This window comes from Neomoorella stamsii (assembly GCF_002995805.1).
Classification (GTDB): domain Bacteria; phylum Bacillota; class DSM-521; order Neomoorellales; family Neomoorellaceae; genus Neomoorella; species Neomoorella stamsii.
Genome location: NZ_PVXL01000040.1, coordinates 54,983 through 68,727 on the forward strand (window position 1 = coordinate 54,983; position 13,745 = coordinate 68,727).

At 49.7% G+C, this 13,745-nt stretch carries 18 protein-coding genes and 1 pseudogene; 2 read left to right on the top strand and 17 right to left on the bottom strand.

All coding sequences use genetic code 11. From position 1 onward, the window contains the following. Nucleotides 1-136 precede the first annotated feature (136 nt). Nucleotides 137-415 carry a hypothetical protein gene (locus MOST_RS18495; protein WP_054938083.1) on the bottom strand — a complete coding sequence of 93 codons (279 nt, stop codon included), beginning with the start codon at nucleotides 413-415 and terminating at the stop codon, nucleotides 137-139. Between the two features lie 155 nt (nucleotides 416-570). Beyond that, nucleotides 571-1,368, bottom strand: coding sequence for an SPL family radical SAM protein (locus tag MOST_RS06570; protein WP_054938084.1), 798 nt, complete (start codon nucleotides 1,366-1,368; stop codon nucleotides 571-573). Between the two features lie 178 nt (nucleotides 1,369-1,546). Here MOST_RS06570 and MOST_RS17210 point away from each other — a divergent pair, with 178 nt between their 5' ends. Continuing rightward, nucleotides 1,547-1,699 (top strand): hypothetical protein, encoded by a 153-nt coding sequence (locus MOST_RS17210; protein WP_161952810.1) that lies wholly within the window; start codon nucleotides 1,547-1,549, stop codon nucleotides 1,697-1,699. Nucleotides 1,700-1,740: 41 nt separating this feature from the next. Here MOST_RS17210 and MOST_RS17905 read toward each other — a convergent pair. After that, nucleotides 1,741-1,887: pseudogene (locus MOST_RS17905) on the bottom strand (IS1380 family transposase); the annotation flags it as partial. A gap of 53 nt (nucleotides 1,888-1,940) precedes the next feature. Between MOST_RS17905 and MOST_RS06575 the strand changes: the two are divergent. Beyond that, nucleotides 1,941-2,051: a hypothetical protein gene (locus MOST_RS06575; protein WP_244267265.1), complete on the top strand. Its 111-nt coding sequence runs from the start codon at nucleotides 1,941-1,943 to the stop codon at nucleotides 2,049-2,051. A gap of 47 nt (nucleotides 2,052-2,098) precedes the next feature. Here MOST_RS06575 and MOST_RS06580 read toward each other — a convergent pair whose 3' ends face one another. From MOST_RS06580 to moaC, 14 genes are all read right to left on the bottom strand, one after another. After that, nucleotides 2,099-2,842 carry an ABC transporter ATP-binding protein gene (locus tag MOST_RS06580; RefSeq protein WP_170067051.1) on the bottom strand — a complete coding sequence of 248 codons (744 nt, stop codon included), beginning with the start codon at nucleotides 2,840-2,842 and terminating at the stop codon, nucleotides 2,099-2,101. Nucleotides 2,843-2,845: 3 nt separating this feature from the next. Beyond that, entirely contained in the window at nucleotides 2,846-3,601 is a 756-nt protein-coding gene (locus tag MOST_RS06585; protein ID WP_054938209.1) for an ABC transporter ATP-binding protein, read from the bottom strand. A gap of 25 nt (nucleotides 3,602-3,626) precedes the next feature. Then, the gene (locus tag MOST_RS06590; protein WP_054938085.1) at nucleotides 3,627-4,619 is read right to left on the bottom strand and encodes a branched-chain amino acid ABC transporter permease; all 993 of its coding nucleotides are present in this window, start codon (nucleotides 4,617-4,619) and stop codon (nucleotides 3,627-3,629) included. 28 nt (nucleotides 4,620-4,647) lie between these two features. After that, nucleotides 4,648-5,514: a branched-chain amino acid ABC transporter permease gene (locus MOST_RS06595; protein WP_054938086.1), complete on the bottom strand. Its 867-nt coding sequence runs from the start codon at nucleotides 5,512-5,514 to the stop codon at nucleotides 4,648-4,650. 92 nt (nucleotides 5,515-5,606) lie between these two features. Then, nucleotides 5,607-6,845, bottom strand: a complete 1,239-nt coding sequence (locus MOST_RS06600) for an amino acid ABC transporter substrate-binding protein (protein WP_161952811.1) — start codon at nucleotides 6,843-6,845, stop codon at nucleotides 5,607-5,609. Between the two features lie 148 nt (nucleotides 6,846-6,993). Next, complete coding sequence (locus MOST_RS06605; protein ID WP_181950170.1) at nucleotides 6,994-7,911, bottom strand: dihydroorotate dehydrogenase; 918 nt, start codon at nucleotides 7,909-7,911, stop codon at nucleotides 6,994-6,996. Next, nucleotides 7,905-8,696, bottom strand: a complete 792-nt coding sequence (locus MOST_RS06610; RefSeq protein ID WP_054938089.1) for a dihydroorotate dehydrogenase electron transfer subunit — start codon at nucleotides 8,694-8,696, stop codon at nucleotides 7,905-7,907. Before MOST_RS06610 ends, MOST_RS06605 begins: the two co-directional genes overlap by 7 nt. 48 nt (nucleotides 8,697-8,744) lie before the next feature. Beyond that, entirely contained in the window at nucleotides 8,745-9,416 is a 672-nt protein-coding gene (locus tag MOST_RS06615; protein WP_161952812.1) for a GntR family transcriptional regulator, read from the bottom strand. A 164-nt stretch (nucleotides 9,417-9,580) separates the two neighbouring features. Continuing rightward, complete coding sequence (gene pyrE / locus MOST_RS06620; RefSeq protein WP_054938090.1) at nucleotides 9,581-10,168, bottom strand: orotate phosphoribosyltransferase; 588 nt, start codon at nucleotides 10,166-10,168, stop codon at nucleotides 9,581-9,583. 28 nt (nucleotides 10,169-10,196) lie between these two features. Then, the gene (locus MOST_RS06625) at nucleotides 10,197-11,132 is read right to left on the bottom strand and encodes a dihydroorotate dehydrogenase (protein WP_054938091.1); all 936 of its coding nucleotides are present in this window, start codon (nucleotides 11,130-11,132) and stop codon (nucleotides 10,197-10,199) included. Continuing rightward, nucleotides 11,117-11,926: a dihydroorotate dehydrogenase electron transfer subunit gene (locus tag MOST_RS06630; RefSeq protein WP_054938092.1), complete on the bottom strand. Its 810-nt coding sequence runs from the start codon at nucleotides 11,924-11,926 to the stop codon at nucleotides 11,117-11,119. Before MOST_RS06630 ends, MOST_RS06625 begins: the two co-directional genes overlap by 16 nt. A 237-nt stretch (nucleotides 11,927-12,163) precedes the next feature. Next, entirely contained in the window at nucleotides 12,164-12,697 is a 534-nt protein-coding gene (locus MOST_RS06635; RefSeq protein ID WP_054938093.1) for a MogA/MoaB family molybdenum cofactor biosynthesis protein, read from the bottom strand. A 60-nt stretch (nucleotides 12,698-12,757) separates the two neighbouring features. Further along, entirely contained in the window at nucleotides 12,758-13,204 is a 447-nt protein-coding gene (locus MOST_RS06640) for an MOSC domain-containing protein (RefSeq protein ID WP_054938094.1), read from the bottom strand. After that, entirely contained in the window at nucleotides 13,189-13,692 is a 504-nt protein-coding gene (moaC, locus tag MOST_RS06645; RefSeq protein ID WP_054938095.1) for a cyclic pyranopterin monophosphate synthase MoaC, read from the bottom strand. Before moaC ends, MOST_RS06640 begins: the two co-directional genes overlap by 16 nt. Nucleotides 13,693-13,745: the final 53 nt, after the last annotated feature.

Genomic DNA, 13,745 nt, shown 5'->3' on the forward strand with positions numbered 1-13,745 from the left:
AACTAGAATTGCGAATAAAGTAGTTTTTTATTTCTCTTTTGGACTGGAAATCACCTTTGTTATCATTTACAAACAGTATGGCCAGAAGTTATTAGATGTTTCCTAAAAATGCTGTGAGACACCCTTCAAATCATAGCTAACCGCAGTTTAGCCACTCTTTACCCAGGAAAAGGCGTTTTCTTTCCAGGGGTAGAGGCGGTAAAAAAGAGTGGGCTTTCTTCAGCATTTCCAGGGCGGCCGCCCGTGCCAATGCTCCATTGGCTAATGTTGCCATGGCGTCGACAATAATACCAGAGCGAACATCGAGCAGGTCGTGGGCCAGATAGCTGAGTTTCGCTTCCTTACCAGGCCCTTTGCGGAAGAGCCGGGCCTCCGGGTCGGTGGTGGAACGATGGGTGGCGTTGCTGAACTTCATTTGTTGCCAAATACCTGCCAATTAGAATGGGTTTTTCACAACACTTCTAGTAACGGCAAAAATAAAGCCATCTATCGTGCGATAGATGGCTTCTCTGCCTGTAAGCTTCCTTGCTTATCTCTCAAGTTCGGTTTTATTATAACCTCCTGCGTTCCTTATGTCAACCCCACCCTCCCCCTTAGCGGCTGTACATATGTTCGAGGGTCAGATAGATAACGTTCCAGGTGTTTTAACGCTTGGGGGAACCTTGCCCGGTAGGCAACCCGGAGACGCTTTACCGCGGCCTGGTACGGGTTCAAAGGATCAAGATAGACTTCTCTGACCCCGGCGCCTCTTAAAGCAGCTATAAGCCTTTCTAGCGCCCCCGGGGCATCGCTCACCCCGGGAAGGACGGGCGCTATAAAAGCCCATACGTTTATACCTTCAGCAACAAGCCGTCCTGCGGCCCTGAGGCGCGCCGACGGCGGAGCGGCCCCGGGCTCCAGCACGCCCGCAGCGGCATCATCGGGAGTAGTTACTGTAAAACCGACGGAGCAATTCCTGAGTTCCTTAAGCAAATCAACGTCTCGCACTACCAGATCAGACTTGGTGAGCAGGTCAAGCTCTATCTCCGGCCTTTCTTCCACAAAAACCGCCAGGACAGCCCTGGTAAGGCCGAACTCTGCTTCTGCGGGCTGGTAGGCGTCGGTAACGGTAGAAAGAAGCACCCGGCCCGGGGGTGTCCGCTTCCGCCGTAGCTCGCGCCGCAGGACTTCCGGGAAGTTCTCTTTAGCGGCTACAAATTCGCCCCATTTCTCTGCCAGGTTGGAGAACCGGAGTACCGTGTCCGCGTAGCAATAAAGGCAGCGGTGGGAACAGCCGGCATACGGGTTCAGGCAGTAGCGATAACCCGGGATACCGGTCTTGTTCAGGGCCGTTTTACAATAGATTCGTTGCAGCACAGTTTCAGGCATTTTTAAATGGCTTCATTCCTTTCCCAAATAAATCCCAGGCCTGGCGACCGTCTGAAGAACCTCTACGGTGAAAGGGTCATCCACCGGGCGGCGTTCTGACAAAGGCGGATCTCCTCTCCGGGCGGGACTGAGGCCTGGTACCGAGGCCGGATGGGAAATAGGCCGGGGGCGGGAGGCCATGCTCCGCATCCTAGGCAAAGAATTGGATTATAAAGAGAACGGCCAGAATGCACATGGTAATACTGACTTTTTTCGTATTACCGGCTTTGCCCCAGGCAAGGGAGGAAAAAATATTGCCATTACTCCAGTAAAGTTTTACCTGAATCCGTGATAATAACAACTGGGTAGAACTCATACTAACAGTAAATGGTTGCGCAGCGGTACCTCCTTTAGCGGGAGGCTAAACTGCCCCAGAAGCCTTAGAATGTTGTAGGCGAAAATACCAAGGTGCAGCACCAGGTCATTGGTGGCAAATTTGCCACTGGGCAACCGTTCCGGGTCTAAATCGTTTTTGATTTGCAGTAACTATTAATACCGCCGAATGCTTTGGTGTCGCGCGGGACCTGGGGGCCATTGCTCCCGGCCGCTGTGCCGATATCCTCTTCCTAGAGGACCTGGCCGGCGTGGAGGTGGATAAGGTCATGGTCGACGGCCGGGTGGTCGCTGCCGGCGGCCGCAGATAAATTTTACCTATGACGGGGTCAGATTTTAGATTATTTTACAAATACACTTATACGCCCAAATAAGCCTCACGTATTGCGTCATTGTTCAATAAATCCTTGCTGGAACCTGATACCGAGATACGGCCGTTCTCCAGGACGTAGGCCCGGCCTGCCACTGAAAGGGCCAGCTCCATATCCTGTTCTACTATTAAAATTGTTATCCCTTGTTCACGATAGATTTTTTGCAGGGTTTCATAAATCCTATCCACTATAACCGGGGCCAGACCCAGGGATAATTCATCAATGAGCAGTAAAGAAGGGTTGCCCATTAAACCCCGGCCAATGGCCACCATTTGTTGCTCGCCGCCGCTGAGGGTGCCTGCCAATTGGTTGCGGCGTTTAGCAATTTCAGGAAACAAATTATATATCCATTCCAGGTTATTTTTAACTTCCGCCCGGGAGCTTTTTAAGGCAAAAGCGCCCATGCGCAAATTCTCTTCTACAGACAAGCCAGAAAATAATTGCCGGCCTTCGGGCACATGACAGATACCTCTATGAACCAATTCCGGGGCCGTATATCCTTTGATAGTCTCCCCGTGCAGTTTAAACTCGCCGCTCCACAAAGGCAAAACACCGGACAAAACCCTGAGCACCGTTGTTTTACCAGCCCCATTAGAACCGATTAAAGCCACAATTTCCTGGGGATAAAGTTCCAGTGAAACATCCCACAGGGCCTGGGCTATCCCGTAACCTGTAGAAGCATTAGTCAGGGTTACAATAGGTTTTAACTCTGTCTTAGCTGCAATCGCCATATTTCACCTTGCCTCCTTGAGCAACCCTTTATGCCGTCGTTTGCCAAGATAAGCTTCGATAACTTTAGGATCCTGGCTTATCACTTCAGGCGGCCCCTGGGCGATTAAACTGCCATGATGCATGACCAGGACCCGGTTGGAGAGCCCCATTACTGCCTTCATTACGTGTTCAATTACCAGGATGGTAACTCCACGGGCATTTAACTTTTTGACCAGTTCCATCAACCGTTCAATCTCTCTCAGGTTTAAGCCGGCCATAACCTCATCTAATAATAATAACTTCGGCCCCATGGCCATGGCCCGGGCAAGTTCAAGGTGTTTCCTCTGGGCCAGGTTTAACTCTTCTACAGGCGAATCCGCCCTGCTGTCAAGCTCTAACAAGCGGAGGGCTTCATCAACAATAGGCTTTATCGCCGAACCTTTTAAACCCTTGATGTCTGAACGAAATAATGCGCCCATCATTACATTCTCGCGTACTGTCATTCCCTGAAACGGTTTAACGATCTGGAAAGTCCGGGCAATCCCCTTGCGGGCAATGGTATGGGGTTTGAGACCTGTTATACGCTCTCCTTGAAAACGAATTTCTCCTGTGTCATTTTTAATGAGGCCTGAAATCAAATTCATTACTGTTGTTTTACCGGCACCATTGGGTCCGATAAGACCTACTATCTCTCCCTCATTAACCTCAAAGGAAACGTCACTTACTGCCTGTACGCCACCAAAAGACCGACTTACATTTTTTACTTCTAGAAGTGCCATAAAATCCATCTCCTCCATTTATCCCCTACCGGCTACCCGGGGAGGTCCGGACCATATTTAAAGCTTTATTCCGGCGCAGCGTCATTTGTCGCCATAGTCCCATAATCCCTGAAGGTAAAAATAGAGTTATTATTACTATTATCAATCCCAAAACACCCATGTGAATAAGGGTAAACTGGCTCCAGACTAATTCTGAAAGTAGTTTTAAGAAGAAAGCTCCTATCACGGGACCAAAAATGGTCCCCGCTCCACCTAAAAGTACCATTACAAAGGTTTCCACCGAAATCATAATATCAAAGACAAAGAGGGGTTCTAAGAAAGTTAACCAGTAGGCATTCAGTGAACCGGCTATCCCGGTAATTGCCGCGCTAATGCTCCAGGCCATAACTTTATAAAGGGTTGTATTAACCCCCATAACTTCAGCTGCTTCGGGTTCGGTTTTTATTGCCCTCAACCCGTACCCCAAGCGGCTGTTGGCAATCCAGTAAGTAATGGCAACGCTCACTATCAATAAAATAAACATGGTGTAATAAAAGAATAAGCCTTGTTTAACGATATCACCGGGATATAGGGGCAGGCTTATTCCTTTACCGCCTCCTGTAATCCCTATATAGGTCACAATTTCCATTACTGCCATATTAATACCGATTGTAGCAATGGCAAAGTAATGACCCCGCAGTCTTAAAACAGGCCACCCCAGCAGGAAAGCTATAGTTGCCGCTAAAAGGCAACTGGCCAGCATGGCCGGAAAAAAAGACCATCCCAGGCGGGTCATCAAAACAGCTGTCGTGTAGGCGCCGATACCAAAAAATACGCCATTACCAAAAGCTGCATAACCGGCATAACCGACAATGAGATTAAGGGCTTCGGCCATTGCACCGGACATAAAAAGCGTGGTCATCACTCTTATCCAATAGCCACGGATAAAAAAGGGCAATACAACGAGGACTATAACAGTCATTAGCAGGAAAACTACAGATACCGGAAAACGTTGCCTGGCCACAGCACTGTTGTTCATCAGATTTCTCCCCTTTTAACATTCCGAATTAAGCGCCGTAGAATTGCTTGCCCATAAGGCCCTGGGGCCTGAAAATCAATATAACTACCAGCAGGATAAAACTAACGGCATTCATCAGGCCGGGAGCAATATAGGAAGCAGTAAGAGCTTCCGTAATTCCCAAAATTAGTCCGCCCAGTACAGCACCGGATAAACTTCCAAATCCCCCCAAGACCGTAACTACAAAAATTTTGGTCATGAAGGTTCCTCCAAGGGATGGTGAAACGGTATATACCATGGAAATCAATGAACCGGCCATCCCCACCAGTGCCGCAGCCAGGCTGTAAGTTAAGGCATAGATAAATTCAGTGCGTACACCCACGAGGTTTGCGGCCAGCCTGTTCAAGGCCGTTGCCCTTATGGCGTTGCCCAGCCGTGTTTTATTTAGGAAAAAGGTTAGGAGGCCAACAAGCAATAAGGCGGCTATAAATAAAGCCAGGCGTATATAAGGAACATTGACACTACCAATGCTGAAGCCCGCCCCGCTATATGCCGGCGTCACGGAACGATAGTCTGCCGACCAGGCCACCAGCATGGCGTTCTGCAATAAAAGGTTAAGTCCATAAGTAACCACCAGCAGCATTACAAAGCCATAGCGTAATACCCGCTTAATAATCTGGCTTTCAATTAAAAATGCCAATCCGAATAAGATAAGTGCCGATACAGGTAAGGTAAGGAAAGGATCTATACCCCACAATTTAAAAAGCCAGAAGGTAATGTAGGCACCCAGCGTCAAATAGGCCCCCTGCGTTAAATCAACTATATTCATTACTCCCCAGATCAAAGAGAAGCCGACTGCGGCTAGGCCATATAAACCTCCCAGAAGTATTCCGTTGATAATCACTTGCCAGTCCACTTTATATAATCCCCCTTAAACCTGCTGAATGATTTTAAACATGAGGCGGCTCAGTTAGGCCGCCTCATGTTTTGATCCTAACATCCCTTTCTTTATGGTTTAGGGTAAAGGGGCTTATTTTGCTGTAATTCCTTGGGCCAGACGACTACAACCTGACCATTTTGAATCTGGCTTACCGCGGCACTGGAAGTACCTACATTAACCCCGCGCTCGTCAAAACGAATCGGACCCCAGAAGGTTTGAATATCCAGGCTACGCATAGCATTGCGTACCGCATCTGCATCCAGGCTACCAGCCTTTTCAATGGCTTTTTGCAGGATGATACCGCTCACCGAAGCGGCGGCGCTGTAATAAGCAGGTTCCTCACCATATTCGGCCTTGAACAGCTTGGCATAGTCTTCTGCCGACCCGAAAATATCGCCCTTCCACTTCATATTCGGGGTCCACCATTCGCCACCCATAACGCCTTCGGCATCAGCACCTAGGGACTTGCGGAAATCAGGAATGGAGGTAGCGATGGTGAAGGCCATTATCGCCGGTTTATAACCTAAATCCTTGGCATTCCGTACAGCCAGCACACCATCGGCCAGGTAGCCTGTCCCCAAAAAAATCTGGGCACCTGCACCCTTGATATTGGTTATCATCGAAGATAGGTCTTTCGTATCAGCTGGGTATTTGTCATAATAAACTACTTGAAAACCATTGGCCTCAGCATATTTTTTGGCTCCTTCGGCCACAGATAAGGAGAAAAGGGCATCCGGTGAAATAATGGCAACCTTCTTCAGGTTGGGATCTAACGTTTTCGCCAGGTCCAGGACGCCATTCAAATAGGTTGTCGCTAGAGGTAAAACACCAAAGAGGTTCTTATATCCGTGTTCATAGAGGGAAGGAGCATTGGCCAGGGGCACAATGGTCAGCTTATTATATTTCTCTGCTATCGCCGCCGTTGCTGCAGAAATACCGCTAGAATAGGGACCGAGTAAGAAGTTCACTCCCTCTTCCGTTATCAGCTGCTCGGTCAACTTGGCACTGCGCTGGGCTTCCGATTGGTCGTCTTTATAAACAATTTCCACTTTATATTTCTCACCGTTTACATTTATGCCGCCGGCGTTATTAACTGTCTTAACCCAGAGGTCGTAACCTTTTTTCGTCAGGTTGCCTTCACGGGAAAGCTGCCCGGTAAAAGATAAGGATGCCCCTATCTTTAGAACTTTTTCTCCCTTACCCTTATTGTCCTGGCTGGTCGTACCGCCGCTGCCTCCGCACCCTGCCAGCAACAATGTTATGCCTAATATAAGCGCTATTAAATAAATCAGCCGCTGGTGTTTCACTATTGATCCCCTCCAGTTTTTGTATACCTGTTTCTTGATGGTGCTAAAGGTTTCTTCCTTCAATCTGCTACCTTCTTCTCCTCAGCTCCGCCTTGCTCCCATCTTCCCCAATTTAAATTCATATCCACCTCCTTTCGTAAGCTCCGCTTTATTTTCTGGCCAGACCGACAATGTCAGCCAAGCTGATAAACCCATTCTCTTTCATATAACTCCTTATGCCTTCGATGATCTCAAGCATAACCATAGGATTGGTAAAATTCGCGGTCCCTACCTGAACAGCTTTGGCTCCCGCCAGGATAAATTCCAAGGCATCCGTCGCATTAGCAATCCCGCCAACGCCTATAACCGGGATACTTACTGCTCCCGCTACTTCCCACACCATTCTCAGGGCTACAGGTTTTATCGCCGGCCCGGACAGCCCACCAAAAATGTTTCCCAGTACAGGCCGCCGCCGCAGGACATCAATGGCCATACCGGTGAGCGTATTAGCAACAGTAAGGATGTCGGCACCTGCATCTTGAGCCTGCCGGCCCATTAACTTAATGTCAGCAACATTGGGAGACAGTTTAACGATTAATGGACGCGACGTTGCCTTCCGGATCTGTTTTACTGCCAGGTAAAGCAGCTCGGGGTCAGTGCCAAAAGGCATACCATCGCCCAGATTGGGGCAGGAAAAATTCAACTCATAAGCACCGATCCCGTTTTCTTCTTCCAGGCTACTGATAACCCGGGCAAAATCTGCCGGTGTTTCCCCGGCCACGCTGACAATCAGTACCGTATTGTATTGCTTTAACGCGGGTAAAGTATTGCGCCGGAATGCTTTTACCCCTTCAGAGGGTATGCCCACGGCGTTTAATAAACCGCAGGGTGTTTCATGTATCCGGGGCGGCGCATTGCCACTCCGGGGAACAGCGGATACGCTTTTTGTTACTATAGCCCCCAGCAATGAAGGATCAAAGGCATTGGCATCACCGCCGTAGTCGTAGGTGCCCGAAGCCGGCATGACAGGGTTTTTTAGTTTTAAACCCGGCACCAGTTCACTGGAAAGATCTAGCTGCTTCACCATATCACCTCGTTGACAAGGAAAACCGGGCCATCCTTGCACACTCTTTTATAGGTATAGCCTTCAGGTGTACTGGCATCTTTGACTTTGCAAACACAACCTTTACAGGAGCCAATGCCACAGGCCATAACCTCTTCCAGGAGAACATAGGCAGTAAAATTATACCTTGATTCCATTGGCAAAAGCCCCTTCGCCAGGCGCTTTGAACCACACGTAAAAACAGTTTTTATTTTCAACCCTTCTCTGGCAATCAGTTCTTCCAGAAGAACAGTTAAAAGGCGTCCCTCATTTTCTTCCCCGTCATCTGTCGATAAAATAACCTTGCTTGAATAGCAGTTAAATTCTCCCAGACCCAGAAGCAGTTCTCTATTTCCGGCCGAAAGAAAAGTATATACTTCCAGCCCCCTGTTAGAAGCAGTTTCTGCTATTGCCATTAAAGGGGCTGCTCCTATACCTCGCCCCAGAAGGGCTATATTTCCAGACTCCGGTAAGACAGCACCGTTACCGAGGGGACCGATAAGATTTACCTCTTCACCCGGTAATCGCCGGGATATTTCTAGAGTTGCTTTTCCTCTTATTTTGTAGAGAATATGCAGTTGCCCCTTTTCCGGGACAATACGGTATAAACTAAAGGGCCGGGGCACCACTATATCCCGGCGTTCCCACGCCTGTAACATTATAAATTGGCCCGGCCTTGCTTTTCGGGCAATTTCAGCCTGTTCAATAATAAGAATATTATATTCAGGTGCCACTTTTCTTTGCTCTATGATTTTGCCCTTAACATACATTGGTAAATCTACCTCAAATCAAAAAATCTTGTCTTTGATCAATAAACGCTAGGCTTCATCGTCATTGATTCCCGCTAAATAAACCTGTCTGCTATGCTCTACATGTTTTCGCATTAGAGTTTCGGCCTTCTCTTTATCACGATCCTTGATAGCATTTAAGATAGCACTATGTTCTTGCATTAGCCTGTCCCTTTTTTTATGCCAGGTAATACTCTCTGTCCGCACTATATAATCCTGGTACCGTTTCAAAAGACCAAGAAGGTGTTTATTCTTGGTACTGGCAAAGAGAGTTTCATTAAACTCCCTGTGTGCCTTTTGATATTTGGCCAGGTTATTATTATCAATAGCGGCCTGCATTTCATCCAACATCATTTCCATTTTTTCAAGCTCATTAGAAGAAATGTTTTCAGCCGCCAGGCGTGCGGCCATGCCCTCAAGGGCTACCATTATTGAATAAATTTCAAGCATATCTTTGGCGCCTAAATAGATAACTACAATTCCCTTCCCGAGCTCATAAGAAACCAGTCCTTCTTGCTCCAGCTTGCGCAGCGCTTCTCGCACCGGTGTCCTGCTGATTTTCAATTCTTTTGCTATTTCAGCCTCAGTTAACCTATCTCCTTTTTGATAACAACCGTCTAAAATACATTCTTTCAAATAATGGTAGACAGTATATCTTAAAGGCCGTTTCTGGCTTTCTAGTTGAACCTGAATTTCAGACAAATCATTCACATCCTTAAGGCCCTAGTCGGGATCCTGGATCCCTTTTCATTATTCTACAACGTTTGATAAAATCCTGCTGCTCCGTTAAAAAGATAAAAACCCGGTGATTTGTCAGAAAATCACCCGGGCTTTAAACCCCCAAATAAACTTGCCTTTCTGTATCCTTAAGGCATAACCGTTATTTGCCTGCTGCCGGGTTTGACGATGGGCAGCCCCTGCCGGCACAGGGGACAGTTCTCCGGCGTGTAGGTTTCGATATCAAAGGTAATGAGGGATTGAATAGGCAGTCCCAGGTCCACCCGGCCACCGCTGCGATCAACCAGAGCGCCGACACCTACCGGGATAGCCCCGTGCTGTTTTACTACCTCGATTACTTCCAGGGCAGAACCACCCGTGGTAATCACGTCTTCAACCACCAGAACCCGTTCGCCCGGTTCCAGGGTAAAGCTCCGCCGCAGGGTCATGACCCCGTTTTCGCGTTCGGCAAATAGTGCCCTTGTCCCCAGGTGGCGGGAAATTTCATAAGACATAATGATTGCTCCAATTGCCGGTCCAATGACAGTAGTAATCCCCTGGCCTTTAAACTTTTCAGCCAGCCCACGGCAAAGGAGGGTATTTTCCTCAGGATACTGCTGCACCCGGGCACACTGGAGATAGTGGGCACTATGCAGTCCGGAAGTCAGCACAAAATGCCCTTCCCATAAAACCCCTGTACGGCGAAAGATGGCCATGATTTCTTCGCGACTTAACATAAACTGCTCACCCCTTATAATCCTAGATTTACATTTGGCTTGCTCCGATCAATTCCTTGATATCTTCCACCCCCTCCTCGAGAAGATAATGTTCTAAGCCGGCAATAATTTCACATAAAGCCCCAGGGTTAACTAAACCGGCCGTCCCCACAGCAACAGCAGTAGCACCCGCCAGCAGAAACTCAACGGCGTCATGGGCGGTCATGATTCCCCCCATGCCAATTAAAGGTATTTTTACAACTTGAGCCACCTGCCAGACGGCATACAGGGCTATGGGTTTGATGGCCGGGCCGCTTAAGCCACCCACAACATTAGCCAGGGCGGGACGGCGGGTTTTAATATCAATGGCCATACCCCGGACGGTATTAATCAGGGAAAGGGCATCGGCGCCGGCATCCTCAACGGCCCTGGCTATTTCCGTTATATCAGTCACATTTGGTGTTAATTTAATTATTACCGGTAAATGGGTATGCCTTTTAACTACCGCCGTCACCCTGGCAGCCATATCTGGTACGGTACCAAATACAATCCCGCCCTCCTTAACATTGGGACAGGAGATATTGACTTCCAGAGCGGCAACACCATCTGCAGCACTTAAACGTTCCGCCAGCTCCGCATACTCATCAATTGTCCTGCCGGCAATATTGACAATCAGGGGCGGGGAAAACCGGCGTAGATAGGGAAGTTTATCGCGGATAAAAACCTCCAATCCCGGGTTTTGCAGGCCTACGGAATTGAGTAGCCCGCAATAGGTCTCCATTAAACGAGGTGGAGGATTACCAATAAGCGGTTGCAGGGTTATTGTCTTAACAACAATCGCTCCCAGGCTATTTAAGTCGATAAAAGGGGCATATTCCTCGCCAAAACCAAAGGTACCGGAGGCCGGCATTACTGGATTCTGTAAAGTTAAACCGGCCAGCTGAACTGCCAGGTTGACTCTAGGCACCTTCACAGTTTGTTCCATTTTACCTGGTCTCCCCAATACACGTTGGCTGCATCGAAAACAGGTCCACCCGTGCATACGTTTTCGTAATATATTTTGCCCCGGGCATCAAGAAGGGCTGTCACACAACCGCGACAAGCCCCCAGACCGCAAGCCATTCTTTCTTCTAAAGAAACTTCTGCCGCAATAGAAAATCTAGTCACCAGGCGGGCGAATTCCGCCAATTCGGCTCTTGGGCCACAGGCATAACTCCTGTCATAAGACCTTTCCTTGAGATAATGCTCCCATAGTTTGGTAACCGGCCCTTGAAAACCTGCACTACCATCATCCGTAGCCACGAACAGGTTAATCTTCATAGCCTTTAAAGTTTCTAACTGGTATAATCGTTCCCTGTCCTGGGCGCCATAAAAAAAGTCAATTTCATTCCCCGCCTCCAGCGCACGCCGGGCAAGAAAAAGCAAGGGAACAATACCTAGCCCCCCTGCTACTAAAGCAACCCTTTTATTGGCCGGTAAAGTAAAACCGCGGCCAATAGGGCCTAAAATATTAATTTTATTTCCTGCCCCCTGACTGGCCAGCCAGGCCGTCCCGCGACCCTTTATCTGGTATAGCAAAACTAATTCCCCCCTGTCGCCGACGTCATGGATGCTTAAAGGACGCCTCAACAGGGGATCCAGGGTCTCTGAACAACGAATATGGACAAATTGCCCCGGTTGCGCTGCTGCAGCAATTGCCGGGGCCTGCAGTTTTAAGAGAAAAACCTCCCGCCCCATCTGGTGCGAAGCCAGGATTTCCGCTTCCAGGTTCTGAATCAACAGGGTCACCCTTTACGCAAAAATCTCTAATATATTCGCCATGGATTTCGATTTTCCTGCATGAAAAAATTCTGTTTAAAAAATCGTAAGCGCTTCGTTAAAGCCGTCCAGGTATTAGATAAGCTCTTCCTCAATTTATTATTTGATAATTTGTCAATCGCTACCCTGCATGATGCCCAAAAGAAAAAGCCCCGTCACAACTAGCCGAGGCTTAAAAACTAATACCGGGGATATCTCTTACGCCTGGCCGCACTCGCCGGCCTCGCCCTTTAAGATGGCCAGGCCGTGGGGCAGGGCCGGTAGTATGGCCGCCAGGTTTTCCCGCACCCCTTTGGGACTGCCGGGCAGGTTGACAATCAGGGTTTTCCCCCGGATGCCGGCTATAGCCCGGGAGAGCATGGCCTGGGAGGTTAACTTCAGGCTTGCCGACCGCATGGCCTCCGGCAACCCCGGTACTTCCTTTTCTATCACATCCCGGGTGGCTTCGGGGGTAACATCCCGAGGGCTGAAGCCAGTGCCCCCGGTGGTGAGAACGAGATCGGCCCCCACCACATCGCAAAACTCGCGCAATTTGGCGGCCAGGAGCCGGCGCTCGTCGGGAACAACCTCATAGGCCACCACTTCGCCGAAACCCGCCACCATTTCCCGGATGACGGCCGCGCTCTTATCTTCCCGCTCCCCCCGGGAACCCTTGTCGCTGGCCGTAAGAATAGCTATCCGGAAGGCCGGGACCGGTGCTTCGTTAGCAATCCCCGTGTCTTTCACTAGCATTATCCCCCCACCGTCCAGGCAATACTCTCCTGGAAGGTATTATTCCAAAGTGTCTGGGTCTCACTCCGCTCCCGGATTAATCACTTCGATCCGGTCGCCCACCTGGACCGGCCCGCTCTCCAGGATGGCCACAAAGATGCCCTCGCGGGGCATGACGCAGTCGCCGGCCTGCCGGTAAATGGCGCAGCGGCTGTGGCACTGCTTACCGATCTGGGTCACCTCGGCCAGGACCCGGTCGCCGATTCTTAATTTCGTACCGACCGGCAGGGATACCAGGTCAATACCCTCCGTCGTCAGGTTTTCGGCGAAGTCGCCGGGACCAACTTTCAATCCTTTCGCCTTCATTTTGGTAATACTTTCCATGGCCAGCAGGCTTACCTGGCGGTGCCAGGGGCCGGCATGGGCATCACCCTCCAGGCCGTGGTTGGCAATAAGCATCCCCCGGCCGATATTCTTTTTACGCTCACCCTTGGCGGCCGAGGTGCAGACGGCTACGATGCGTCCCATGGCTCCTCACCTTCCCGCAAGAAGTGGCCGCTGCGGCCACCCGATTTTTCGACTAACCTGATGTTATCGATAACCATGCCCCGCTCCACAGCTTTGCACATGTCGTAAATGGTCAGGGCGGCCACGCTTACCGCCGTCAGGGCTTCCATTTCCACACCGGTCTGCCCGGTGGTCTTCACCCGGGCTTCGATTTCCAGGGCTCCCGTTTCCCGGTCAGGACGGAAATCGAGGCTTACCGCGCTAATTGTTAAGGGGTGGCAGAGGGGGATTAACGACCCCGTTTGCTTGGCGGCCATAATCCCGGCCACCCGGGCTACGGCCAGGACGTCACCCTTGGGCATCTGCCCCTCCAGGATGAGGTCCAGGGTGTTTCTGCTCATCAGTACCCGTCCCCGGGCTACGGCCACCCGTTCGGTAACGGCCTTGGCGCCCACATCTACCATTCGTGCAGCACCTTTGGCATCAAGGTGGGTCAGGGGATTACTCATACCCATGCCTCCATAATACACTGCTCGTTTACTTTATGCCTTTACAGATACTA

What these genes read in the sequence shown, in the direction of transcription:
- MOST_RS18495 (WP_054938083.1), bottom strand. Translation starts at nt 415, where the DNA reads ATGAAGTTCAGCAACGCCACCCATCGTTCCACCACCGACCCGGAGGCC.
- MOST_RS06570 (WP_054938084.1), bottom strand. Translation starts at nt 1,368, where the DNA reads ATGCCTGAAACTGTGCTGCAACGAATCTATTGTAAAACGGCCCTGAAC.
- MOST_RS17210 (WP_161952810.1), top strand. Translation starts at nt 1,547, where the DNA reads ATGCTCCGCATCCTAGGCAAAGAATTGGATTATAAAGAGAACGGCCAG.
- MOST_RS06580 (WP_170067051.1), bottom strand. Translation starts at nt 2,842, where the DNA reads ATGGCGATTGCAGCTAAGACAGAGTTAAAACCTATTGTAACCCTGACT.
- MOST_RS06585 (WP_054938209.1), bottom strand. Translation starts at nt 3,601, where the DNA reads ATGGCACTTCTAGAAGTAAAAAATGTAAGTCGGTCTTTTGGTGGCGTA.
- MOST_RS06590 (WP_054938085.1), bottom strand. Translation starts at nt 4,619, where the DNA reads ATGAACAACAGTGCTGTGGCCAGGCAACGTTTTCCGGTATCTGTAGTT.
- MOST_RS06605 (WP_181950170.1), bottom strand. Translation starts at nt 7,911, where the DNA reads ATGGTGAAGCAGCTAGATCTTTCCAGTGAACTGGTGCCGGGTTTAAAA.
- MOST_RS06610 (WP_054938089.1), bottom strand. Translation starts at nt 8,696, where the DNA reads ATGTATGTTAAGGGCAAAATCATAGAGCAAAGAAAAGTGGCACCTGAA.
- pyrE (WP_054938090.1), bottom strand. Translation starts at nt 10,168, where the DNA reads ATGTTAAGTCGCGAAGAAATCATGGCCATCTTTCGCCGTACAGGGGTT.
- MOST_RS06625 (WP_054938091.1), bottom strand. Translation starts at nt 11,132, where the DNA reads ATGGAACAAACTGTGAAGGTGCCTAGAGTCAACCTGGCAGTTCAGCTG.
- MOST_RS06635 (WP_054938093.1), bottom strand. Translation starts at nt 12,697, where the DNA reads ATGCTAGTGAAAGACACGGGGATTGCTAACGAAGCACCGGTCCCGGCC.
- MOST_RS06640 (WP_054938094.1), bottom strand. Translation starts at nt 13,204, where the DNA reads ATGGGACGCATCGTAGCCGTCTGCACCTCGGCCGCCAAGGGTGAGCGT.
- moaC (WP_054938095.1), bottom strand. Translation starts at nt 13,692, where the DNA reads ATGAGTAATCCCCTGACCCACCTTGATGCCAAAGGTGCTGCACGAATG.